This is a genomic window from Novosphingobium fluoreni (assembly GCF_014196615.1).
In the GTDB taxonomy this organism is placed as follows: Bacteria; Pseudomonadota; Alphaproteobacteria; order Sphingomonadales; family Sphingomonadaceae; genus Novosphingobium; species Novosphingobium fluoreni.
Genome location: NZ_JACIDY010000002.1, coordinates 474986 through 498150 on the forward strand (window position 1 = coordinate 474986; position 23165 = coordinate 498150).

General features: G+C 64.2%; 23 protein-coding genes. 12 read left to right on the forward strand and 11 right to left on the reverse strand.

Annotated elements, in window-relative coordinates:
* Positions 1-51 precede the first annotated feature (51 nt).
* Positions 52-2349: an LPS-assembly protein LptD gene (locus GGR39_RS06000; RefSeq protein ID WP_183616277.1), complete on the reverse strand. Its 2298-nt coding sequence runs from the start codon at positions 2347-2349 to the stop codon at positions 52-54.
* 130 nt (positions 2350-2479) lie between these two features.
* Between GGR39_RS06000 and GGR39_RS06005 the strand changes: the two genes are divergently transcribed.
* The 4 genes from GGR39_RS06005 (at position 2480) to GGR39_RS06020 (ending at position 5250) form a co-directional block, all read left to right on the forward strand.
* The gene (locus GGR39_RS06005; RefSeq protein WP_183616278.1) at positions 2480-3940 is read left to right on the forward strand and encodes a leucyl aminopeptidase; all 1461 of its coding nucleotides are present in this window, start codon (positions 2480-2482) and stop codon (positions 3938-3940) included.
* Between the two features lie 18 nt (positions 3941-3958).
* Positions 3959-4393, forward strand: coding sequence for a DNA polymerase III subunit chi (locus GGR39_RS06010; protein WP_183616279.1), 435 nt, complete (start codon positions 3959-3961; stop codon positions 4391-4393).
* Positions 4394-4470: 77 nt separating this feature from the next.
* On the forward strand, positions 4471-4893 hold the full coding sequence (gene ndk, locus GGR39_RS06015) for a nucleoside-diphosphate kinase (RefSeq protein ID WP_183616280.1): 423 nt from the start codon (positions 4471-4473) through the stop codon (positions 4891-4893).
* Between the two features lie 108 nt (positions 4894-5001).
* Positions 5002-5250: a hypothetical protein gene (locus GGR39_RS06020; RefSeq protein WP_183616281.1), complete on the forward strand. Its 249-nt coding sequence runs from the start codon at positions 5002-5004 to the stop codon at positions 5248-5250.
* Between the two features lie 81 nt (positions 5251-5331).
* On the opposite strand, the gene leuA is transcribed toward GGR39_RS06020, so the two are convergent.
* Complete coding sequence (leuA, locus tag GGR39_RS06025) at positions 5332-6999, reverse strand: 2-isopropylmalate synthase (RefSeq protein WP_058735933.1); 1668 nt, start codon at positions 6997-6999, stop codon at positions 5332-5334.
* A gap of 236 nt (positions 7000-7235) precedes the next feature.
* Here leuA and GGR39_RS06030 point away from each other — a divergent pair, with 236 nt between their 5' ends.
* Positions 7236-7706: a protein-tyrosine phosphatase family protein gene (locus GGR39_RS06030; protein WP_183616282.1), complete on the forward strand. Its 471-nt coding sequence runs from the start codon at positions 7236-7238 to the stop codon at positions 7704-7706.
* Positions 7707-7749: 43 nt separating this feature from the next.
* Here the strand turns inward: GGR39_RS06030 and GGR39_RS06035 are convergent, their stop codons facing one another.
* The 7 genes from GGR39_RS06035 to miaA all read right to left on the reverse strand — a co-directional run bounded on the left by GGR39_RS06035 (position 7750) and on the right by miaA (position 13929).
* On the reverse strand, positions 7750-8064 hold the full coding sequence (locus GGR39_RS06035; RefSeq protein WP_183616283.1) for an I78 family peptidase inhibitor: 315 nt from the start codon (positions 8062-8064) through the stop codon (positions 7750-7752).
* Between the two features lie 11 nt (positions 8065-8075).
* The gene (locus GGR39_RS06040) at positions 8076-8726 is read right to left on the reverse strand and encodes a YceI family protein (protein WP_183616284.1); all 651 of its coding nucleotides are present in this window, start codon (positions 8724-8726) and stop codon (positions 8076-8078) included.
* 86 nt (positions 8727-8812) lie between these two features.
* Complete coding sequence (locus GGR39_RS06045) at positions 8813-9307, reverse strand: I78 family peptidase inhibitor (protein ID WP_183616285.1); 495 nt, start codon at positions 9305-9307, stop codon at positions 8813-8815.
* 60 nt (positions 9308-9367) lie between these two features.
* Positions 9368-10387 carry a ketol-acid reductoisomerase gene (gene ilvC / locus GGR39_RS06050; RefSeq protein ID WP_058735928.1) on the reverse strand — a complete coding sequence of 340 codons (1020 nt, stop codon included), beginning with the start codon at positions 10385-10387 and terminating at the stop codon, positions 9368-9370.
* 111 nt (positions 10388-10498) lie between these two features.
* Positions 10499-11014 (reverse strand): acetolactate synthase small subunit, encoded by a 516-nt coding sequence (gene ilvN / locus GGR39_RS06055; RefSeq protein WP_058735927.1) that lies wholly within the window; start codon positions 11012-11014, stop codon positions 10499-10501.
* 13 nt (positions 11015-11027) lie between these two features.
* On the reverse strand, positions 11028-12770 hold the full coding sequence (gene ilvB / locus GGR39_RS06060; RefSeq protein ID WP_183616286.1) for a biosynthetic-type acetolactate synthase large subunit: 1743 nt from the start codon (positions 12768-12770) through the stop codon (positions 11028-11030).
* 175 nt (positions 12771-12945) lie between these two features.
* The gene (miaA, locus tag GGR39_RS06065) at positions 12946-13929 is read right to left on the reverse strand and encodes a tRNA (adenosine(37)-N6)-dimethylallyltransferase MiaA (RefSeq protein ID WP_183616287.1); all 984 of its coding nucleotides are present in this window, start codon (positions 13927-13929) and stop codon (positions 12946-12948) included.
* On the opposite strand from miaA, the gene serB reads away from it, so the two are divergent.
* Positions 13916-14803 (forward strand): phosphoserine phosphatase SerB, encoded by an 888-nt coding sequence (gene serB, locus GGR39_RS06070; protein WP_183616288.1) that lies wholly within the window; start codon positions 13916-13918, stop codon positions 14801-14803. The two genes, miaA and serB, sit on opposite strands and share 14 nt — an antisense overlap.
* 1 nt (position 14804) lies before the next feature.
* Complete coding sequence (locus GGR39_RS06075; RefSeq protein WP_183616289.1) at positions 14805-15449, forward strand: DUF1345 domain-containing protein; 645 nt, start codon at positions 14805-14807, stop codon at positions 15447-15449.
* A 40-nt stretch (positions 15450-15489) separates the two neighbouring features.
* Here GGR39_RS06075 and purL read toward each other — a convergent pair whose 3' ends face one another.
* A complete protein-coding gene (gene purL, locus GGR39_RS06080) occupies positions 15490-17709 on the reverse strand; it encodes a phosphoribosylformylglycinamidine synthase subunit PurL (protein ID WP_183616290.1) in 2220 nt (739 codons plus the stop codon).
* 58 nt (positions 17710-17767) lie between these two features.
* Entirely contained in the window at positions 17768-19234 is a 1467-nt protein-coding gene (locus GGR39_RS06085) for a sensor domain-containing diguanylate cyclase (RefSeq protein WP_183616291.1), read from the reverse strand.
* 263 nt (positions 19235-19497) lie between these two features.
* Here GGR39_RS06085 and GGR39_RS06090 point away from each other — a divergent pair, with 263 nt between their 5' ends.
* From GGR39_RS06090 to queA, 5 genes are all read left to right on the forward strand, one after another.
* The gene (locus GGR39_RS06090) at positions 19498-19749 is read left to right on the forward strand and encodes an exodeoxyribonuclease VII small subunit (protein WP_183616292.1); all 252 of its coding nucleotides are present in this window, start codon (positions 19498-19500) and stop codon (positions 19747-19749) included.
* Positions 19750-19845: 96 nt separating this feature from the next.
* Positions 19846-20739, forward strand: coding sequence for a polyprenyl synthetase family protein (locus tag GGR39_RS06095; RefSeq protein ID WP_425490584.1), 894 nt, complete (start codon positions 19846-19848; stop codon positions 20737-20739).
* Positions 20739-21257, forward strand: coding sequence for a pantetheine-phosphate adenylyltransferase (coaD, locus tag GGR39_RS06100; RefSeq protein ID WP_058735919.1), 519 nt, complete (start codon positions 20739-20741; stop codon positions 21255-21257). Before GGR39_RS06095 ends, coaD begins: the two co-directional genes overlap by 1 nt.
* Before the next feature lie 127 nt (positions 21258-21384).
* The gene (locus GGR39_RS06105; RefSeq protein WP_183616293.1) at positions 21385-22074 is read left to right on the forward strand and encodes a peptidylprolyl isomerase; all 690 of its coding nucleotides are present in this window, start codon (positions 21385-21387) and stop codon (positions 22072-22074) included.
* A gap of 19 nt (positions 22075-22093) precedes the next feature.
* Positions 22094-23122 carry a tRNA preQ1(34) S-adenosylmethionine ribosyltransferase-isomerase QueA gene (queA, locus tag GGR39_RS06110; protein ID WP_183616294.1) on the forward strand — a complete coding sequence of 343 codons (1029 nt, stop codon included), beginning with the start codon at positions 22094-22096 and terminating at the stop codon, positions 23120-23122.
* Positions 23123-23165: the final 43 nt, after the last annotated feature.

Here is a 23165-nt window from a genome sequence, read left to right on the forward strand (position 1 = left end):
CGACTGATAGCGCGATTGCGCAAGTCGCTCCCACCGTGCGGCCCGCACCGTTTACTTGAAGCCGATGTTCTTGAGCGCGAAGTAGATCTGGAACGAATTGCCGCTGCGCGCGTCACCCGTCGCCTGATAGTCCCGCCGCCAGGTGAGCGCCACTTCCAGGCAGTCGTCCGAATAGGCCGCGCCGATGCGGGTGCGCAGCGGCTGGAACCCGTCGGAGCCGTAAATGGGGTCTTGGCTACGGCTGGTCAGGTTGACGACGGACGAGCCGAATATCGACCAGTACTGGAAGAACGAGGCCCTGCCCGCGAAGCGCAATTCCTCACGATCGCGCAAGTCCTCCACCGCGTTGATGTCGCGGTTGAGCTTGGTGTAGCCGATCTCTGCGTAGGTCTTCGTGTTGCCCAGCGTCGCGTCGAGTTCGTTGCGGCGGACGGCGAAGGTGTCCTTGTCGATCCGATAGCGGTGCGTCACCGCGATCCAATCCCGATAACGGACCTCGGTACGGCCCACGATGTCGGAGGTCTTGCTGGACAGCCCTGTGCCGTCGGGCAGGATCGATTCCCGATTGCCGAGGCGAATCGACTGGCCGATGTTGGCCTTGATCCGCCAGCGAGGGCGTTCGAACTGCCAGTCCGCGCCATACGTGAAGCGCACGCCGTCCTCGATCCGGTCGTACCCGGGGAAGCGGTTGAGCGCGAAGAGGTTGCTGTCCTCCAGGTCGATTGCGCGCGAATCCTCGTTCGGGATCGAGAGATTGGGCACGCGCGGCGTGGCGACCAGTTGCACGCGCGGCGTCAGCACCTGGGTGCCGCCAAAGATCGTGCCTACCATGGGCCAGCGCACGTCCACCGCAGCAGTGGCAATACCGCGCGTCTTCCACCCGGCTTGGCCGCGATAGAGGTCGGTCAGCGTCAGGTCGTTGTCGCTGGAGTGATAGACGTCACCGCGCACCAGCCCTGTGAACGTCACTTCCTGACCCATGCCGGTCAGCTTGCGCAAAGACCACTGCGCCTTGGCGAAGGCGCGCTGGGTATCCTGGCCCTGGCTGCGGCTGATCGCCAGTGTGTTGAGCTGCGCCTCCAGCTTGCCGCCCAGCAGCGGATCATCGAACCTGCGGCGATAGTCGATCAGCGGCAAGGCGACCGGTACCTGCCCCTGATCCACGCCCGCGCGCATGGTCTGCGTGGCCCAGCCGGAGATCGAGAGGTAGCTCTTGGGGTCTATCCGCTCCACGTCGACCACCGAACGCAGCCGGTCGTCGCGATTGATGTAGTAGCGCCGCAGGAAGGTGCGGTCGGTCGTGCGGCGGATCGAGGCGGTAACGCTCCAGTTCGGGTCGAGCTGGAACTTGCCGTTGGCGAAGATATATCCGCGGAAGCTGCGGCTGGCGTCCGGATTGTTTCCGGTGATCGGAATGCGGCTGCTCGACGTGGCATAGCCGGTGATCTGGTACGCGCCTTTTGACGTCAGGGCCCGGTACTGCCCGGAGACCATCGGCGCCACTTTGGAATAGACGTAGGCGGTGGCCGTCAGGTCACGGTTTTTATCGATCTGCCAATAGTATGACCCGCTAAGCTCAAGCCCGTTCGAGGGCGAGGTGCGAAAATCCGGCACCAGGAAGCCGCCGACCGAGCCTCCGCTGGTCGAAATTCGCAGGCCGGGCAGGGGCAGTTTGATGAAGTCGAACATCTCCAGCCGCGCATTGCGGAAAGAGATGCGTTCGGCCGCATCGTCATAGACGACCTGGCTGGCGGTTACGCGCCAGCTGGGCTTCTTCGGACATCCGTCCGAATCCTCGACTGCGCAGCCGGTGTAGGCCGCTTTGTTCAGGATGACGTTGCCATTTTCGATCCGGCGGCCCTGCACCGCGGCGAGGCGTCCGCCCTGGCGAAGAGCGATCAGCAGGTTTTCCATCGCCCCGGTCTTCAGCTCGTCCGTCAACTCGACGCGGTCGGTGAACAGCTGGTTGCCGTTCTCGTCGATCATGCGCACGTTGCCGGTGGCGAGAATCTGCCCGGTGTTGCGATCCCAGGTCACCACGTCGGATCGTACCGATTGGTCATCCCGACGCAGCACGACGTTGCCGGTGGCCGTGACCTTCTCGGAGTTCTGGGCGTACTCAACCTTGTCGGCGGCAAAGGCGATCGGGATTTCGTTGGGATCGGTCGATGGCGGCGCGGCGGGCGGCAGGGGCGAGATCGGCGCATCGGGCAGCGGCCGTGTCAGGTCTTGCGCGAACGACGCCGCTGGCAGCGCCATGGCCGCCAGACCTGCTGCCAAAGCGCTCAAGGAAAGGGTTCGCAAGCGACGAGATACAGCTTGCGGTGAATGCGGCAGCAAGGGGGGCATGGCTTGCCTATCGCACTGCCCGCGCTTAACTGCAATCCGCCGGTGAAGCGAAGGCGCAGGCTTTGCGACAGCTTGCTGGTTCCCGTCCGCCGCGGTCGCTCGCAAGAAGAACTATCCCCCAGGAGAATGCATGAAAATTCAATTCCTTGACGCCGCATCGAACTCTTCCGCAGGAATCCTGGTGCAGCCGGTCAATCAGGGTGCGCTGCCTGCCGGATTGGAGCCGTTGCTGGCAGAGGCCGCCAATCGCGCCAGTTTCAACGGCAAGGCGGGCCAGATCGTCGAGGGGTTTGCAGAGCGTGACGGGCGGGTGCGCCGCATCGTGCTGGCGGGATTGGGACAGCCCGGCGAAACGCGGGCCGAGTCAGCCGAGAAAATGGGCTCCGCGCTCGTAGCCAAGTATCTGACATCCGGCGAAACCGGGCTGGCGATCGACCTGACCGGCGTTGGCCTCTCGCGCGATGAGGCCGCTGGCCTCTTGCTGGGCGCGCGCCTGCGCAGTTGGCGGTTCGACGCCTATCGCACCAAGCTCGCCGATGACAAGAAGCCGACGCTGGCACAGATCGACGTGATCGGCGCACCCGAAGGGCTGGAAGCGCAGTGGCAGATCGAGCAGGCCGTGGCGCAAGGCGTAGAATTTACGCGCGAATTGGTCACCGAGCCGGCGAACGTCATCTACCCCGAAAGCTTCGTGGAGCGTTGCCGCGCGCGGTATGAAGGCACGGGGCTAGTGGTGCGGGTTCTGGACGAGAACGAGATGGTGCAGCTTGGCATGGGCTCGCTGCTGGGCGTGGCCCAAGGCTCGGCCCGACCGGCCCGCCTGCTCGTCATCGAGTGGAACGGTGGCGCGGCCGGTGCCAAGCCGCTTGCCTTCGTAGGCAAGGGCGTCACCTTCGATACCGGCGGTATCAGCCTGAAGCCGCCCGCCGGCATGGAAGACATGAAGTGGGACATGGGCGGCGCCGGTGCCGTGGCCGGAACCATGCTGGCGCTTGCTCTGCGCAAGGCCAAGGCGAACATCGTCGCGGTCTGCGGCCTGGTCGAGAACATGCCGGACGGCAAGGCGCAGCGTCCAGGCGATGTCGTCACCTCGCTTTCGGGCCAGACGATAGAGGTGATCAACACCGACGCCGAAGGCCGCCTGGTGTTGTGCGATGCGCTCACCTGGGTGCAGCGTGAATATGCTCCTACGCGCATCGTCGACCTTGCCACCCTGACCGGCGCGATCATCGCGTCGCTCGGGTTCGAATATGCCGGGTTGTTCTCCAACAACGATGATCTGGCCGCCGCCCTTTCCGCCGCCGGAGAGGCCAGCGGCGACAAGCTGTGGCGGTTCCCGATGGGCTCGGTCTACGACAAGCAGCTGGAAAGCCCGATCGCCGACATGAAGAATATCGGCACGCGGTTTGGCGGTTCGATCACGGCGGCGCAGTTCCTCAAGCGCTTCATCGAGAATGACACGCCCTGGGCGCACCTCGACATCGCCGGTACCGTGTGGGCCGACAAGCCCGGCGCGACCTGGGACAAGGGTGCGACCGGCTTCGGCGTGCGCCTGCTGGACCGCTTCGTGCGCGACACGATCGAGGGCTAACGGCAGGACAGCTCCGCCATGCGCGTCGATTTCTACCAGCTTTCCCGCGATCCGGTGGAAGTGGCGCTGCCGCTGCTCGCCCGCGCCACCTTGAATGCGGGCGAGCGGATGCTGGTGGTATCGCAGGACCCGGCGCAACTTGCGCGAATTGGCGAGGGGCTTTGGTCCCTCGCCGAGACGTTCCTGGCCAATGGAAGAGCGGGCGAGCCGCACGAGGATCGCCACCCCATCTTGCTGTCCGAGCGTGCGGAGGCGGCCAACGGCGCGCGCTTCCTGGCACTGGCGGACGGGCAATGGCGTGAGGAAGCTGCCGCTTTTGCCCGCACGTTCCTGCTGTTCGACGATCGCACCGTCGATGGCGCGCGCGGGGTCTGGCGGCAATTGCGCGATCGGCAAGACACCGAGCGTCATTTCTGGAAGCAGGACGGTGGCCGCTGGGTCGAAGCGGGCTAGCGCGCCTTGCTCCTGCGCGCATTCCCCGCTAGGGGCCCGCGCAACCGCAGACACCAGCTTCTTTCAAGGAACCTTTCATGGCCGTGACCCGCACCTTTTCGATCATCAAGCCTGACGCCACGCGCCGTAACCTGACCGGTGCCGTCACCAAGATGCTGGAGGAGGCCGGCCTGCGCGTCGTCGCTTCCAAGCGCATTCAGATGAGCCGGGAACAGGCTGAAGGCTTCTACGCCGTCCACAAGGAGCGTCCGTTCTTCAACGATCTGGTCAGCTTCATGATCTCCGGCCCCGTGGTCGTGCAGGTCCTGGAAGGTGAGGACGCCGTGAAGCGCAACCGCGACATCATGGGCGCTACCAACCCAGAGAACGCCGATGCCGGCACCATCCGAAAGGAACTGGCCGAGAGCATCGAAGCCAACTCGGTCCACGGCTCGGACTCGGAAGAGAATGCCAAGATCGAGATCGACTACTTCTTCAAGCCCGAGGAAATCGTCGGCTGATCCAGCCTCACGGCTGATTTTTCGAAGGGCCGCTCCTGCAAGGGGGCGGCCTTTTCATTTGCGCGCGCGCCCGCGTTTGCCATATCCTGGCGAACGAGGAGATTTGCGATGCAAGGTATGGGTCAAACGGCAGGTGAAGCCTGCCCGTTCGAGTTCAATTTCGATCCCGCCACTTTCAAGGTCGGCGACATGGTGAGCTACCGGGTCACCGGCAGCCTTGAAGGCTTCCCGTTCGTGGGCACTTTGCTGGAAGTTCACGATGATCACGTCGTGCTGACGGACGATCCGGACAAGGCGATCAACCGCTATCGCGGTACGCGCGAAAGCCGCCCGCTGGTGGAAGAGTCCGAAATCTGAAAGCTTGCCGGCTGATCGGTTCGATCAAGCCGGATCAGTCGGGGCGCGGTCACTGATGGCCGCGCCCCGATCGCATGTGGATCAGACGCCGTTGGCGGCGCTCAGCACGGCGCGGACGCTGGCGGTGGCCACGTCCTCGTCGATACCCACGCCCCAGATCACGCGGCCATCGGGCAGCAGGCATTCGACGTAGGCCGCCGCCCGCGCCTCGGAACTTTGCCCAAGGGAGTGCTCGGCATAATCGCGCACTTGCAGGTCAAGCCCGAAGCTGTCCTTTAGCGTGGCTGTGACGGATGAGATGAGGCCATTGCCTCGGCCCGAGACGGTCTGCTCCTGGCCATCGACCCCGATCTTGCCCGAGAAGAGACGCGTGCCATCGGCGGTGCGGCCTTCGTCCCAATCGATCAGCTGATAGCGCTGCGGGCCGCCGAGGCGATAGACCTTCTGGAATACGCTCCAGATGTCATCCGCCTGCAATTCCCGGCCCAGTTCATCCGCCAGTTCCTGGACGTGGCGCGAAAAGTCCGCCTGCATCCGCTTGGGCAGCTTCAAGCCTTGGTCTTGCTCGATCACCCAAGCAAATCCGCCCTTGCCGGACTGCGAGTTGACGCGAATCACCGCCTCGTAGCTGCGGCCCAGGTCAGCCGGGTCGATCGGCAGGTAAGGCACCGCCCAAAGCTCGTCGTTACGCTGCTCTTGTGCGGCGAAGCCTTTCTTGATGGCGTCCTGATGGCTGCCGGAAAAGGCGGTGAACACCAGCTCGCCACCATAGGGATGACGTTCGGCCACCTTCAGCTGGTTGCAGTATTCGACGGTCTGGATCACCTCGTCGATGTCCGAGAAGTCCAGCTTGGGATCGACGCCCTGAGTGTAGAGGTTGAGGCCCACGGTCACCAGGCAGCAATTGCCGGTGCGCTCGCCATTGCCGAAGAGGCAGCCCTCCACGCGGTCTGCGCCCGCCATCAGCCCCAACTCGGCCGCGGCCACGCCGGTGCCCCGGTCGTTGTGGGTGTGCAAAGAGATTACCGCGCTCTCGCGGTTGGGCAGGTTGCGGCAAAAATACTCGATCTGGTCGGCATAGATGTTGGGCGTTGCCGCCTCCACCGTGGCCGGCAGATTGAGGATGATCGGGCGCTCCGGCGTGGGCTGCAGAATGCCCATCACCGCCTCGCAGCACTCCAAGGAGAAATCGAGTTCGGCGGTGGAAAACGTCTCCGGGCTATATTCGAAATGCCACTGCGTTTGCGGGTACTTGGCCGCCTGATCGCGAAGCACTTTCGCGCCATTCTCGGCGATCGCGCGAATTTCGTGCTGCTCCATACCGAACACGACTTGCCGCCAGAGCGGCGACACGGCGTTGTAAAGGTGGACGATCGCCGCCTTCGCGCCCGCCAGGCTTTCGAACGAGCGTTCGATCAGGTCCTGTCGCGATTGGGTGAGGACTTGCACCAGGACGTCATCCGGGATGCGGCCGCTGTCGACCAGGCCGCGGATAAAGTCGAACTCGGTAGCGCCGGCTGCCGGGAAGCCGACCTCGATCTCCTTCAGGCCGACTTTCACCAGAAGATCGAAAAAGCGCGTCTTCTTCTCCGCTCCCATCGGATCGATCAGCGCCTGGTTTCCGTCACGCAGGTCGGTGGAAAGCCAGCGCGGGGCCTTGGTGATCGTGCGGCCGGGCCACTGGCGATCGGGCAAGTTGATTTGCGGGAAGGGGCGGTACTTGACCGAAGGGTCTTTCAGCATGGTCATGGCGAAACTCGCTTGGAAATCTGCGGCAGGGTGTTCTCGGTTCATGTCCCCTGGGCGCCGCTTCGCGCCGCTGTTCGACGCGTTACCTCACGCCCAAGGGCGGATAAGTCGCAGGGTTAGACCAAGCAGGGCGCGCATATGCCTTGCCTATGGCGTCTGCAACGCCGCATGTAAAGTGGCGGCGCGGGGCATCGGCTTGATGGCTGCCTTACCGTGAAGAGCAGGGAGAGAGGCTGGTGGATACGATCATCAATTATATCGCGATAACGGACAGGCTTGGCACTGCAGGCCAACCCACCGAGGCGCAGTTCCTGAAGTTATGTGGCGACGGCCTGGAAGTGGTGATCAATCTTGCGCCCGATGGCCTGGAAACATCTCTGCCCGACGAGGGCGCGCTTCTGTCTGGTTTGGGCGTGGAGTATCATCATATCCCGGTGCCATGGAACGCTCCTAGCGTGGCGCAGTACCGTCGATTTCAAGACGCGATGGCGTCTGCGGCTGGCAAACGGACTTTGGTGCATTGCCAGGCGAATTACCGCGTTACGGCTTTCATCGCTCCCTACGCGCAAGCTCATCTGGGTTGGACGCGCGTTGAGGCCGAGGCGCTATTGGCGCAGATCTGGAATTCTCGACCCGACTTTGCGATGGGGGAAGATTGGCGCGAGTTCATCGCGCAGGCTCGTCAGGCGGAGGGTCTGCCTGCCTGACAGCACGCCTTGGCCCCGGGTTTGCAGGCCCGGGGCTGGCATATCAGACGCAGCGGAGCGTTTCGATAAGCCCTTGGGCATCGGTGGTGATCGTCAGGCGGTCTTCCCGAAAGTCCATCGTCATCGCGTCGTTCGGACCCAGGACGCGGACGGTCTGCGCGCCCGAGGCGACCTTGATCTGGTCGATCAACGCATCGCTACGGGGCTGGCCGATATAAGTGACCACCCGGCTTGCCCCGCACCGGTCTGAACCGGCGACGGGCGAGGGCTGTTTCACCGGACGATACTGGTTCTGCGCGGTGCAAGCGCTCAGCAAGGCTGCCGTGACGACGCTGGCGATCAGGGGTGCGCGTTTCATCATCGTGCGGCTCATTGCTTGGAGAATGCCGCGGCGATCTTCAGCTTCACCTCGTCAGAGAGCATCGGGATCATCTGGCCCATGCCGAACTGGCTGCGACGGATCGTGGTTGTGGCTTCGAAGCCGATGTTTTCGGCACCGCCCATCTGTGCCGGGGCCTTGCCCGCGCCATAGAAATTGACGGCCAACGTGACAGGCCGGGTAACGCCGTTCAGCGTGAGGTTGCCGGTTACATCCGCCATGGTCTTGCCCTTGGGCTTGACCGAGGTGGAAACGAACGTGGCGTCCGCGGGAGAGGCACCGAAGAAATCGGGCTTGCTGGCCGCGTCCTTGGGCCCGCGCAGCAAGTGCGCGGTCAGGGCCTGGTTGACCGTGGTCACCTTGCTGACCGGAATGGTCATCGAAACCTTGGCGTTTTGCGGCGCCTTGGGATCAAGCTGCAATGTGCCGCTGATATCGCCGAAAAGGCCGAAGTAGGGCGAGAAGCCGAGGTGATTCACTTCCCATTCGACCAGTGTGTGGCCGGGATCGGCCTTGTAGGTGCCGCCAGTTACGAGCGCTGCGTTCTTCTGACCCGGAGGGCACGATGCCGCGCCTTGGGCCCACAGCGGGGCGGTGCCGACAATGGCGAGAGCGGCGGCGGATGCGAGAATGCGGCGCATGGTTCGTTACCCCGAGAAACCTTGGTACGCGCGTCAACTCACCGGGCGGGGTGAGGTTCCCAACCGGTAGGCTGGGTACGCCGCCATCAGCCGCAGCGGAAGTCGCGAGCCACGCCGGTGTTGTCCAGCATCACGTTGAGGCGGTTCGGTTTTTCACCGGCGTTCACTACGGAGCCCGGCGTCAGGAAGCGCGTGCCGCCATCTGCGGTGTTGGCAGCCTGGATATCCTGTCGCAGCTTGGGGCTGTCAGCCTGGCCCAGGAACTTGCTCATCGCTACGGCTTTGCAGGGCGCAGCCGCCTTGGCGTCCAGCTGCACGCTGGGCGGCACGACGAGGTCTGCGTAGGGGCCCTTGTTGGCGCTGGCCGAAACCTGCTGACTGCGGATCGCCCCGGCATTTTCGGCAGCGGCCTTTTCGGAAGCGACTTCGGCCGGATTGGCCTGCGCGACGCTGCTGGCCGGAGCCTGTTGCACACCGATCCGCTGCGCATAGTCGTCAGGCTGGCTGGATGTGTCCTGCTTGCAGCCCGCGATCGTCATTGCCGACAGGCAAAGCAGGGCGGAGGTACGAAGTACGGCCATTGTGCGCTCCCGATCATTCCCGCCCCATCCAAGGTGGATGGGGCGGGGGAGCGGTTAGCCTCAGTTCTTGGCCTTGTCGACCAGGGCGTTCGCCTTGATCCAGGGCATCATCGCGCGCAGCTTTGAGCCGGTCTCTTCGATCGGGTGGCGCTTGGCCGCAAGGCGCGAAGCCTTCAGCTCAGGCTGGCCCGCGCGGTTGTCGAGCACGAAGTCCTTGACGAAACGGCCGGACTGGATGTCTTCCAGAACGCGCTTCATTTCCTTCTTGGTGTCTTCGGTGATGATGCGCGGACCGGTCTTGATGTCGCCGTATTCCGCGGTGTTCGAAATCGAATAGCGCATGTTGGCGATGCCGCCTTCGTACATCAGGTCAACGATCAGCTTTAGTTCGTGAAGGCACTCGAAGTAGGCCATCTCAGGAGCGTAGCCGGCTTCCACCAGCGTCTCGAACCCAGCCTGGACCAGCGCGGTGGCACCGCCGCACAGCACGGCCTGCTCACCGAACAGATCGGTTTCGCACTCTTCGCGGAAGTTGGTTTCGATGATGCCGGAGCGGCCGCCGCCGACGCCCGAGGCGTAGGCCAGCGCCACGTCATGCGCGTTGCCGGTGGCGTCCTGCGCCACGGCGATGAGGCAGGGCACGCCGCCGCCGCGCTGATACTCGGAGCGAACGGTGTGGCCCGGGCCCTTGGGCGCGATCATGATCACGTCGATATCGGCGCGCGGCTCGATCAGGCCGAAGTGGATGTTGAGGCCATGGGCGAAAGCCAGCGCCGCGCCCGGCTTGAGATTGGCATGAAGATCATCCGCGTAGATCGCCGCCTGATGCTCGTCCGGCGCCAGGATCATGAGGATGTCGGCCCATTTGGCGGCCTCTGCATTGGACATCACCTTGAAGCCGGCGCCCTCGGCCTTCTTCGCGGTGGCCGAACCCTCGCGCAGCGCGATCGCCACGTCCTTCACGCCGCTGTCACGCAGGTTCTGTGCATGGGCGTGGCCCTGGCTGCCGTAACCCAGCACGGCGATCTTCTTGCCGGTGACCAGGTTCAGGTCGGCATCTGCGTCGTAATAGACTTTCATGGTTGGTTCCTTGCGTCGACCCTGGCCAGCGCCGGGTCCGGTTTTGTGAAAATCGTGAGGCCCCGTTGTGGCGGAACCGGTCCCGGATCAAGCCCGGGACGCGAAATGCATCTAGGCTTCGGTCGCCCCGCGGATCATGCCGACGATGCCGGTGCGGCCCACTTCGACAAGGCCGAGGTCGCGCATCAGGGCGATGAAGCTGTCGATCTTCTGGGGCGCGCCGGTCAGTTCGAACACGAAGCTCTCCGTCGTGGTGTCGACCGGGCGGGCGCGGAAGATTTCCGCCACGCGCAACGCCTCGACACGCTTCTCCCCGGTACCGGCCACCTTGATCAGCGCCAGCTCCCGCTCGACGTAAGGGCCGTTCTCGGTGAGATCGACAACCTTGTGCACCGGGATCAGCCGCTCAAGCTGGTGGCGTATCTGGTCGACCACCTCCGGCGGACCGTTGGTGACGATGGTGATCCGGCTGACCGAGTGGTTCTCGGTAATGTCCGCCACGGTCAAGCTGTCGATGTTGTAGCCGCGCGCGGTGAACATGCCGGCGATGCGGGCCAGGATGCCGGCCTCGTTATCGACGGTGACGGTAAGGACGTGCCGCTCGGACGCGGACTGGGTGATCTTCATGCTGTCAGTATCCTCAGACCAGCGCCTTGGCTTCATCGCTGACGGTGCCGACCACCTCATCGCCATGCAGCAGCATCTCGGTATGCGCCGCGCCGCTGGGGATCATGGGGAAGCAGTTCGTGTCCTTGGCGACAAGGCAATCGACGATCACGGGGCCGTCATGGTCGATCATGCCCTGGATGCCGGCGTCGAGCTGGCTTTCATCCTCGATGCGGATACCCTTCCAGCCGTAGGCTTCGGCCAGCTTCACGAAGTCCGGCAAACTGTCCGAGTAGGAGTTGGAGAACCGGCTTTCGTAAGTCAGTTCCTGCCACTGGCGAACCATGCCCATCCACTCGTTATTAAGGATGAACACCTTCACCGGCAGGCGATATTGCGTTGCGGTGCCCATCTCCTGGATGTTCATCTGGATCGAGGCGTCGCCCGCTATATCGATGACCAGCTTGTCCGGATGGCCGCATTGCGCGCCGATCGCGGCGGGCAGGCCGTAGCCCATGGTGCCGAGGCCCCCCGACGTCAGCCAGCGGTTCGGCGCGAAGAAGTGGAAGTGCTGCGCCGCCCACATCTGGTGCTGGCCGACTTCGGTGGAGATGATCGGATCACGGTCCCGCGTCATCTCGAACAGGCGCTGCACCGCATATTGCGGCGCGATCGCGTCTTCGGAGCGCGGATAGGACAAGCTGTTGCGCTGCTTCCAACCGTCGATGCGGGCTTTCCAGTCCGACAAGTCGCGGGTCTGGTGGTCGCCCAGGCCGTCCAGGATCTGGGCCAGGACCTGCGCGCAATCACCCACTAGCGGCAGATCGACATGCACCGTCTTGTTGATGGACGAGCGATCGATGTCGATGTGGATCTTCAGCGAGTTGGGCGCGAAGGCATCGAGCCTGCCGGTCACGCGATCGTCGAAGCGGGCGCCGACGCAGACGATCAGGTCCGCCTGGTTCATCGCCATGTTGGCTTCGTATGTACCGTGCATGCCCAGCATGCCCAGCCAGTCCGCGCTGTCCGCCGGGAACGCGCCCAGGCCCATCAGCGTGGAAGTGACGGGCGCGCCGGTCTTCGCCTGAAGTTCCCGCAGCAATTCGGCCGCACGCGGGCCGGAGTTGATGACGCCGCCGCCGGTATAGAGCACGGGCCGCTCTGCCGCCGCGATCATGCTGACGGCGCGGGCGATGTCGCCCGCCTCTGCGCGCTCACGCGGATTGTAGCGAATGTGGCGCTGCGGCGCGCCGTCATGCCACAGGGCGGAAGCGATCTGGACGTCCTTGGGAATGTCGATCAGGACCGGGCCAGGACGGCCGGTGGTGGCGATCTGAAACGCCTCATCGATCGTGGCCGCCAACTGCGCCGGATCGCGCACCAGATAGTTGTGCTTGGTGCAATGGCGCGACATGCCGATGGTGTCGGCTTCTTGGAACGCGTCCGAGCCGATCACCGAAGTCGGGACCTGGCCGGTGATCACGACGAGCGGGATCGAATCCATGAAGGCATCGGCAACACCGGTCATCGCGTTCGTCGCGCCCGGGCCGGAGGTGACGAGGACAACGCCGGGCTTGCCGGTGGCGCGCGCATATCCTTCGGCAGCGTGGGCCGCGCCAGCTTCGTGCCGGACGAGAATGTGGCGGATGCGCTCATCCTGGAACAAAGCATCGTAGATCGGCAGCACCGCGCCGCCGGGATAGCCGAATACGAATTCGACTCCCTGTCGGACGAGGCTTTCAACCAGGATGTTCGCGCCGCTGCGCTCTTCACTCACAACACTTGTCCTTACTGTTGAGGCACACCGGGGAAGGTGCGCCTGCGCCCGTGGGCTTTTGCCGGGCTCATAATAAAACCGACCCGGCTCCACAACCGCGGGCCGGGTCGCATCCTCTCCCTGCTCTGACCCTTCTGTGTGATCGAGCGATGGACCGACTAGAAGATCGAAAATATCAGGTCAAGCCAAAACAGCGTAATAAAGTTGCTTTAATGGTGGTTGCTGTCGAGGCATCGAAGGCAAGGCGTGGCCACTCGGTTGGTGGCTGGTGGCGCAACCAGGTGAATTGTCGCTTGGCGTAGTTTCGGGTCGCCTGCGTGCCCCGGGCCAAGGCTTCGCCTTCGCTGACCTCTCCCCGAAGCAAAGCGGCGATCTCGGGCACGCCGATCGCGCGCATCACGGGCAAATCGGGATCGAGTTGGCGCTCCAGCAATCGCGCCACCTCAGGGATGGCACCGCTCTCCAGCATCTGCGCGAAGCGGGCGTTACATCGCGCATAGAGCCACTCCCGCTCCGGTAGAAGAATCGCGGCCCTCACCGTCACGGCCTGCGCGACCCCGCCCTGTGTATCGGCCTGCCAGTCGGCCAAAGTTCTGCCGGTAGAGCGCACCACTTCCAGCGCCCGCGCGACGCGCGTGGTATCCGCCGGCGCCAGCCGCGCGGCGCGGTCGGGATCTTCCGCCTGCAACGCGGCATAGGCTTCGGCAACGGGAAGTCGCCGGACCTGCGCGCGGATCGCCTCCTCGATCGGGGGGACAGGCGCGATGCCGTCCAGCAGCGTGCGAATGTAGAGGCCTGTCCCGCCGACCAGAACCGGCACGCCACCATCGGCGTGAATGGCGGCGATTTCCTGTTTTGCCGCATTGGCCCAGTCCGCTGCCGAGCAGGCCACGGCCCCGTCCCACGCGCCGTAAAGGCGGTGATCGATCCCACCCATATCGTCCTCGGAGGGGCGGGCGCTCAACACGGCAAGGTCGGCATAGACTTGCGCGCTGTCGGCGTTGATGACCACTGCGCGCCGCCCTGTCGCCTCGATCGCTTGGGCCAGCGCGACGGCACAATCGCTCTTGCCGCTGGCGGTCGGCCCTGCGATGAGCGCCAGCGGCGGCCGGTCACGGTCGGGTTCTGTAAACCAATCTGGGGAAATGTCCGTGCTCATCGCCCGGCTGATAGCAGACGCGGAAGGCTTGTCCGCAAGGATCGATGCGGTTCGCGCCGATCTGGAAGCACGCGGCGTCCGAACCGCCGGTGTGAGCATGCTCGACCATTGCGGCGAAACGCTGGAGATCACTTCGCCGGATGACGATCTGGCCGCGATGCAGGACGTGCTGGATACGCACTTCAGCCCATCGGATACGTTGGTGGCGCGCGACGTGATCCAGTTCCCGCGGCTGTTCGTGTCCGACATGGATTCGACCATGATCGGGCAGGAATGCATCGACGAACTGGCAGACTTTGCGGGCCTCAAGGAGCAGGTCGCCGGCATTACCGAGCGGGCGATGCAAGGCGAACTGGATTTCGAGTCCGCGCTGCGAGAGCGAGTGCGCCTGCTCACCGATTTGCCGGAAAGCGCGATCGGCGAGTGCCTTTCCAGTCGGATCGTGCCGATGGCGGGCGCGGCGACGTTGGTCGCCACCTTGCGGACGCGGGGATGTCGCACCGTGCTGGTGACGGGGGGCTTCCACCACTTCGCCGACCCCATCGGCGAGCAGCTTGGCTTCGATCACGTCGTGGGCAATCGGCTGGAGGTGTCCGCCGGCAAGTTGAGCGGCGGCCTAGTCGGTGGCATCGTCGATAGCGGGGTAAAGCAGGCCACACTGCTGACCGAGGCCGAGGCTCTGGGCGAGGACGTGATAACCATGGCGATCGGCGATGGCGCGAACGACATCCCGATGATCGAGGCGGCCACATACGGCTTTGCCTATCACGCCAAGCCCAAGGCGCGTGCCGCCGCCAATGGACGGATCGATCGGGGTGACTTGACCAAGGTTCTCAAGCTGCTGGGCGTGCCGATGCGCGATTGGGTCGGCTGAGATGCCGGCGCGGGACGGTAGCGCGTTGGGTTCGCGCCACCCCCGGTATCGGCTGTTCCTGGTTGCCTTCCCCGCCGCCTCGCTGCTGCTGATCCCGTTGCTGCCCATCATCGAGGCGGTGCTGGTCGGCTTCGACGTGGCGGTGGCCGTCTTCGTGCTTTCCTGCATCAACCTGTGGCGCGATGGTCGCCCCGAAGTCATCCGGCGTCAGGCGTTTCGCGACGATGCGGGGCAGTTCCTGCTTCTGCTGCTGACGGTGCTGATCAGCACGGTGATCCTGAGTGCCCTGGGGCTACTGATCCTGGACAAGAAGGCGCTGGACGGCGGGCATATTGCGATCCTCATCGCCACGCTGCTTTCCAGTTGGACCTACGGCAATCTCGTCTACGCGTTCCATTACGCGCGGCTTTATTACTCGCCCAAAGCGGGCGGCGACCACGGGGGGCTTGCGTTTCCCGGCGATTGCGAGCCGGACTTCTCAGACTTTGTGAACTTCGCGTTCGTAATCGGCATGACCTGCCAGACCGCCGACATTAGCATCACCGACAGCGCGATGCGGCGGGTGTCGACGTTCCACGGATTGTTCGCCTTCGCCTTCAACCTGGGCATATTGGCGCTGACGGTGAACGTGCTGGCATCGTCCTGAAAAGACCGCCGTCCCGGGGCGAGCCCGGGACTATGGCGTGTCAGGCGTCCATCCAGTCCCGGAAGAACGCCTCGTGCGCCTCGCGCAAGATGGCGATCTGTGTGGAGGTTTCCCCGCCTACGCTGCGGAAGGTGAGGGTATCGCCCTCGGTTTCACCCAGGGCGACCGCGACCAGGCCGGCATGCTCGGCAGCTTCCAGCACGCCGGCTAGATCGCGCGTCGTCACCACATAGCGGGCCTGATCCTCGCCGAACCAGAAGCCCGGCTCGCTGACGGTATCTTCAGGCGCTGCTACGGCAAAGCCGATGCCGCTTGCCAGGGCCATCTCCGCCAGCGCCACGGCCAGGCCGCCGTCGGCGCAGTCATGCACCGCGGTCAACATGCCTTGGCCGATGAGGCCGCGCACCGTGTCTCCGGCCAGCTTTTCGAGGTCAAGGCCGACCGGGGGCGGCGGACCTTCTTCGCGGCCGAGAATTTCGCGCAGCCACAGCGATTGGCCCAGGTGTCCGCTTTCGCCGCCGATCAGGACGATGCTTTCACCCGCCGCCTTGAAAGCGATGGTGGCCATCTGATCGTGGTCGTCCAGCAGGCCGACGCCGCCGATCGCCGGGGTCGGCAAAATGGCCGAGCCGCCGCCAGTCGCCTTGCTCTCATTGTATAGCGAGACGTTGCCCGAGACGATCGGATAGTCCAGCGCACGGCAGGCATCCCCCATGCCGTGCAGGGCATGGACGATCTGGGCCATGATCTCGGGCCGTTGCGGATTGGCGAAGTTGAGGCAGTTCGTGATCGCCAGCGGCCTGCCGCCCACCGCGCTGATGTTGCGCCAGGTTTCGGCGACGGCCTGCATTCCGCCCTCGTAAGGATCGGCGTAGACGTAGCGCGGTGTGCAGTCCGTGCTGATCGCCAGTGCCTTCTTCGTGCCGTGGATCCTCACGACCGCAGCGTCGCCACCCGGCTTTTGCAGCGTGTCTGCACCGACCTGGCTGTCGTACTGCTCCCAGATCCACTTGCGCGAGGCAAGATCGGCGGTGCCCATCAGCTTAACCAGATCGCCGGCGACATCGGTATCTTCGGGCACGTCGCCCAAGGGCAGGACTGCGGCCCAGTCCGCATATTCCTCGCGATCGATGTACGGGCGCTCATACTCCGGCGCGTCGTCGGCGAGGGGGCCCAGCGGAATGTCGCAGACCACTTCGCCGTTGAATTCCAGCACCATGTGGCCGGTATCCGTCACTTCGCCGATCACCGCGAAGTCCAGCTCCCACTTGTGGAAGATCGCCTCCGCCATCGGCTCCTTACCGGGCTTCAGCACCATGAGCATGCGCTCCTGGCTTTCGCTCAGCATCATTTCGTAAGGCGTCATGCCCTCTTCGCGGCAGGGCACGGCGTTCATGTTGAGGCGGATGCCCGCGCCGCCCTTGCTCGCCATCTCGACCGAGGAGGAGGTGAGGCCAGCGGCGCCCATGTCCTGGATGGCGACGATCGCGTCGGTCGCCATCAATTCCAGGCACGCCTCGATCAGGAGCTTTTCGGTAAAGGGATCGCCGACCTGCACGGTCGGGCGCTTCTCGTCGCTGTGTTCGTCGAAGTCGGCGCTGGCCATGGTCGCGCCGTGAATGCCGTCACGCCCGGTCTTGGAACCGACGTAGACGATCGGATTGCCCAGGCCCGTAGCCGCCGAATAGAAGATCTTGTCCTGCGCGGCCACGCCCACGGTCATCGCGTTGACCAGGATGTTCCCATCGTAGGCCTTGTGGAAGTTGGTCTCGCCGCCGACGGTGGGCACGCCCACGCAATTGCCGTAGCCACCGATGCCCGAGACGACGCCCTCGACCAGATGCTTCATCTTGGGGTGATCGGGCCGGCCGAAGCGCAGAGCGTTCAGGTTGGCGACGGGCCGCGCGCCCATCGTGAACACGTCGCGAAGGATGCCGCCCACGCCGGTCGCCGCTCCTTGATAGGGCTCGATGTAGCTGGGATGGTTGTGACTCTCCATCTTGAAGATGGCGGCTTGTCCATCGCCGATGTCGATCACGCCGGCGTTCTCACCCGGGCCGCAGATCACCCACGGCGCGCTGGTGGGCAGCTTCTTCAAGTGAAAGCGGCTGGATTTGTAGGAGCAATGCTCCGACCACATGACCGAGAAGATCCCGAGTTCGACCAGGTTCGGCTCACGGCCGATCGCGTTCAAGACGCGCTGGTATTCTTCGGGATTGAGGCCATGCGCCTCGACGACATCAGGGGTGATTCCGGACATGGCCCCGCCCTTAGCGACAGTCCGGCGATCAGGCTAGGGTGCCAGCGTTCGCGAAATGTCAGCCGAAAGCGTGCAAGCAATCGAAAGCGTCGCTTTCCGCAAGCCACTCCACCCGATCCCGGCCTTTTCGCTTCGCGCGATAGAGTGCGCCGTCCAGCTGGCTGATCAGTTCGGGCAGATCCGACACTCCCCGATCGACATGGGCCGCGCCGATGCTGACTGTGGCGTGAACCGGCTCGTCATTCCACATCACGGACCGGCGAGCGAACGCATCGCGAAGACGTTCCGCCACGGCCTTGGCGCCCGCTAGGCTGGATACTTCCACCACCAGCGCAAATTCCTCACCGCCCATTCGCCCGACGAGATCGGTGGCGCGGCAGCATTGCCGGGCCGTGTCGGCGAAGCTTTTGAGCACGGCATCGCCCGCAAGGTGGCCATAGCGATCGTTGATCGCCTTGAAGTGATCGATATCCAGCCAAAGCACCACCTGGCTGCCGCCCGATCCCAGCCGGTCACCCATCCGTTGTTCGAACGCCCTGCGATTGAGCAGCCCGGTCAAGCCGTCATGATCGGCGGCCTTGCGCAATTGGGTCAGCAGGCTGTCGCGCACTTCCATGGCGCTGGAGATCGTCAGCGGCACCAGCACCAGAAATGCCACCGCCACGCGAATCGAGACGACCATGCGCGGGATCGACATGTCCTGGCCGATGTCCATGTAACCCAGGCCAATCATCGTCATGCACCAGGTGCCCAGCACCATCGTCATCAAAGTCGTGCTGGGAATCGAATAGGTCAGCGCGCAAAGCAGCAGCGCGGGCAGGGGGAAGACGATGCTGCCCGGTCCATCGAACACCACCATGGCCGCGCAAGAGACCGCAAGAAACAGCCCTGGCTTCCAATCTTGACTGCCGCGCCGGGCAAACGGGGTATCGCGCCTCTCCCAGGGAACGGGCAGCGTCAGGATCGCGGGAAGCACGATCAGGTAATTGACCAGTTCGCTGGCGGGCCATGTCATCATCGCCTGTAGCGCCGAACCATGGAACTGGAAGTGGACCAGAGCGGCCCCGCACAAGCCCGCCACCAGCGAGGCCGGAAGCAGGCGCGAAACGATCCGCAGCACCGAATGGACGCGCCGCAGCGTCAGGTCTCGCCGGTCGAGCAGACGGAGCAGCGAAACGGCCACGGCCGTGCCGACGACGTTGCATGCGGCAAACGACATTGCGAGCGACAGGCCGTTACCGAATAGCAGGTCGCCCGCGATAAAGGCGAAGAACGCAGCCGACCAACCCGAAACGCAAAACAATCGCCGATCGCGCAGGGCGAGGCCGACCAGCACAGCATTGGCGGGCCAGAACGAAACCGAAAAGGCGTGACGAGAGGCCAGTCCGATAAGACTAGCTATGAACACGGCGCATCCCAGCACCACAACCGCGCGCGATCCACCCTTCAAGCGCGCGGCAAGGACAGTCCAATCGTGCCCCTTGGGCCGAGGAAGACTTGCAGGGGCTGCGGCTGAACCAGACATCGTGGGAATACCTAGGCCACTTTCGTAAACAGACAGGTAACGGCGTTTCATTGTAGGCATGCGCCGCGCAAGTTTAGGGTCGCGAGCAAGTCTGCGGGAATCGGCGGACCGGCTGGCCCTGGCGGATACTGCAATCGCACAGCATCTGTCGGCGGCTCTGCTCCGGTTTGGCGGTATTAACCTTCACGGCCAGCCCATTGTGCCTACGCCTTAACCCCGGCGTGGCTTGACCGGCGCGCGCCGCAGCGCCATTGCTGCCGCCGATGACCGATACGCCCGAAATCGCCGCGATGACCTTCGAGGATGCCTTGCGCTCACTGGAAGATGTGGTGCGCGCGCTGGAAAGCGGTGACGTGCCGCTCGACGATTCGATCACGTTGTACGAACGTGGCGAAGCCTTGCGGCGGCATTGCCAGGCCCGCCTGGATGCGGCGCAGGCGCGGATCGAAAAGATCGTCGCCGGGCCGGATGGCTTGCCGGCATCCACCCAGCCCTTCGATGCGGCGGGTCGCTGAAACTTGGCTTCGGCGCAGGATACACAAGCGGGAGCATCGGCTGGTCTTTCGGCTGAAAAGCCGGACATGACAGCGATGGCGAGTGGGGAGAGGGCGATGAGTACGGGGATGTTGCGCGAAGCCATGGCGGGCATCGCCGAGGAGATCGACCGCGCGTTTGACCTGCTGTTGCCGGTGCCCGGCGATCCCCGGGCGCGGTTGGTGGAGGCGATGCGCTACGCCACGATCGGCGGCGGCAAGCGGCTACGGCCACTGCTGTTGAGCGCCACGGCGGCGATGTACGGCGTCGATCGCGATGCCGCCGTGCGGGCGGGCTGCGCGATCGAAGCGATCCACGTCTATTCCCTGATCCACGACGATTTGCCCTGCATGGACAACGACGCCCTGCGGCATGGCAAGCCGACGCTGCACCTCGCCTTTGACGAGGCGACGGCGGTGCTCGCCGGCGATGCCTTGCACGATTTCGCCTTTGAAATCCTGGCCGATACCGCCACCAGCGCCGATCCCTTCGTGCGGATCGAACTGGTTCGCGCGCTCGGCCTGGCCAGCGGCTGGCAAGGCATGGCAGGTGGCCAGATGATGGACCTGGTGGCCGAAACCAGCGAGTTCGACCTGCCCACAGTCACGCGCCTGCAACAGCTCAAGACCGGCGCGCTGCTGGGCGCGTCGATAGAGATGGGCGCGATCCTGGGCCGCGTGCCGGTCGAAGGGCGTACCCATTTGCGCGGCTATGCGCGCGATATCGGCCTCGCTTTCCAGATCGTCGATGACCTGATCGATCATGAGGGCGACGCCGCCGTGGCGGGCAAGGCTGTGGGCAAGGATGCGCAGGCCGGGAAGGAGACCTTCGTGTCGCTTCTTGGCGCCGAACCCGCCCGGCAGCGCGCGCATATGCTGGTGGACCAGGCTGTCACCCACCTCGCCAGCCATGGTCAGGAAGCGGATTTGCTGCGTGCCGTCGCGCGCTACATCGTGGAGAGGGATCACTGATGGCTGGGGCGGAGCGCGTTGGCGTCTATCCGGGAACGTTCGATCCCATCACCTTGGGCCATGCCGATATCATCCGGCGCGGCGCGAAACTGGTCGATCGGTTGATTTTGGGTGTAACCACCAATCCTTCGAAAAACCCGATGTTCACCCCTGATGAGCGCATCGCCATGGTGGAGCGCGAGGTGGCGTCTCTCGGCATCGAAAACGTCGACGTGGTTGGCTTCAACGCGCTGCTAATGAAGTTTGCCGAGGCGCAAGGGGCCAGCGTGATCGTGCGCGGGCTGCGCGCCGTGGCCGACTTTGAGTACGAGTATCAGATGGCCGGCATGAACCAGCAGCTGAACGCCGGCATCGAAACGGTATTCCTGATGGCTGACGTAGGCCTGCAGCCCATCGCCTCCAAGCTGGTGAAGGAAATCGCGATCTTCGGCGGAGACATTTCCAAGTTCGTCAGCCCGGCCGTGCGCGACGATGTGGAGGCGCGGATCGCCCAGACCGGACGGAAAGGCGATTACTGAGCGATCGCCTTCCGCCTCTTTGTTTCCGTTCATTGCCATGACAGCGGCCAGAGACTATCGCCGCGCGTGACAGTGTTCCCCTGCTGCGGCCCATCCCCCCATGGCCGCGCCTTATGAAGAGTGGCCGATGAAAGCTCGTGTGCTTGTCCCGACGATGATGGGCATGTTGATGGGGCTGGCGCTGACCGCGTCGCCGGCGCTCGCCAAGAAGAAGGCGCCCCCACCGACGCCGGAACCAACCACGGTTTCCACCGCTGTCGATTCCGATATCTCGCATGATGCGGATAACGTGCTGTTGCTGGACTTGTCGGACGGCGGGCGCGTTGCGATCCGCTTGATGCCGCAGTGGGCCCCCACCCACGTTGAGCGAATCAAGACGCTGGCCCGGGAGGGCTTCTACAACGGTGTGATTTTCCACCGCGTGATCGATGGTTTCATGGCGCAGACCGGCGATCCCACGGGAACGGGTGAGGGCGGTTCCAAGCTGCCTGACCTGAAGGCGGAGTTCAACGCCGTGCCCCATCTGCGCGGCACGGTCTCGATGGCGCGCACCAACGATCCCAACAGCGCGAACAGTCAGTTCTTCATCGTTTTTTACCCCCGCTTCGCGCTTGATCACAAATACACCGTGTTCGGCCGCGTGATCTCCGGGATGCAATATGTCGACGCCATCCAGCGCGGCGAACCGCCTGCCAACCCGACCCGGGTGCTGCAGGCCTCGCTCGCCAGTGACAAGAAGGGGCCGCCGCCTGCCCCTATCAGCGCTGCGGCACCGTCGCTCAGTGCCGACAAGCCGAGCCTCTCGCAGCCGAACTGACGCCGCTCGGCGCTGACCGATGAACGTCGACCTGTTCGATTTCGAGCTGCCGAACGAGCGCATCGCTCTGCGGCCGGTGAAGCCTCGTGATGCCGCCCGGATGCTGGTGGCCGATGGCACGGCGGAGATAGCCGATCGGCATGTGCGGGATCTTCCGCAGATGCTGCGGGCAGGCGATGTGCTGGTCTTCAACGACACGCGCGTGATCCCGGCTCAGCTGGAGGGGCAGCGGGGCGAAGCACGGATCGGCGCGACTTTGCACAAGCGCATCGATCTGCGCCGCTGGCAGGCCTTTGTGCGAAATGCCAAGCGGCTGCGGCCCGGCGATGTCATCAGCTTCCCGGCGGGGGTTTCCGCGACGGCGGAGCAGCGGTTCGAAGATGGCAGCTGGACGCTGGCGTTTTCAGGCGATGAGCCTGTGGAAGTCTTGCTGGAGCGCGCGGGCCGCATGCCGTTGCCGCCCTACATCGCCGGCAAGCGCCCTACGGATGAAGCCGATCGCAGCGATTACCAGACCATGTTCGCCACTCGCGACGGTGCGGTGGCGGCGCCCACTGCCTCGCTCCATTTCACGCCCGACCTCGTGGAACGGCTGGACGCTGCCGGCATTGGACGTGAGACGCTGACGTTGCATGTCGGCGCGGGCACCTTCCTGCCGGTCAAAGCCGAAGACACGGCTGACCACCGCATGCACGCGGAATGGGGCCGGATCGACGCCGATACCGCCGCCCGCCTCAACGCCGTTCGACAAAAAGGCGGCCGCGTTATCGCCGTGGGCACCACCAGCTTGCGCCTGCTGGAAAGCGCGGCGCAGGACGATAAGCAGATCGCTCCGTTCGAAGGTGACACGGCGATCTTCATCACCCCGGGCTATCGCTTCCGCGCGATCGACGGCTTGATGACCAACTTCCACTTGCCCCGATCGACGCTGTTCATGCTGGTCTCGGCATTGATGGGGCGTGAGCGGATGCAGTCGATCTATGCGCATGCCATCGAGCGGGAGTATCGCTTTTACTCTTACGGTGACTCGTCGCTGTTGATCCCTTGAAAGCATGTCTTGGAACCTTCGCGGTGACCGTCCATCTACCCGC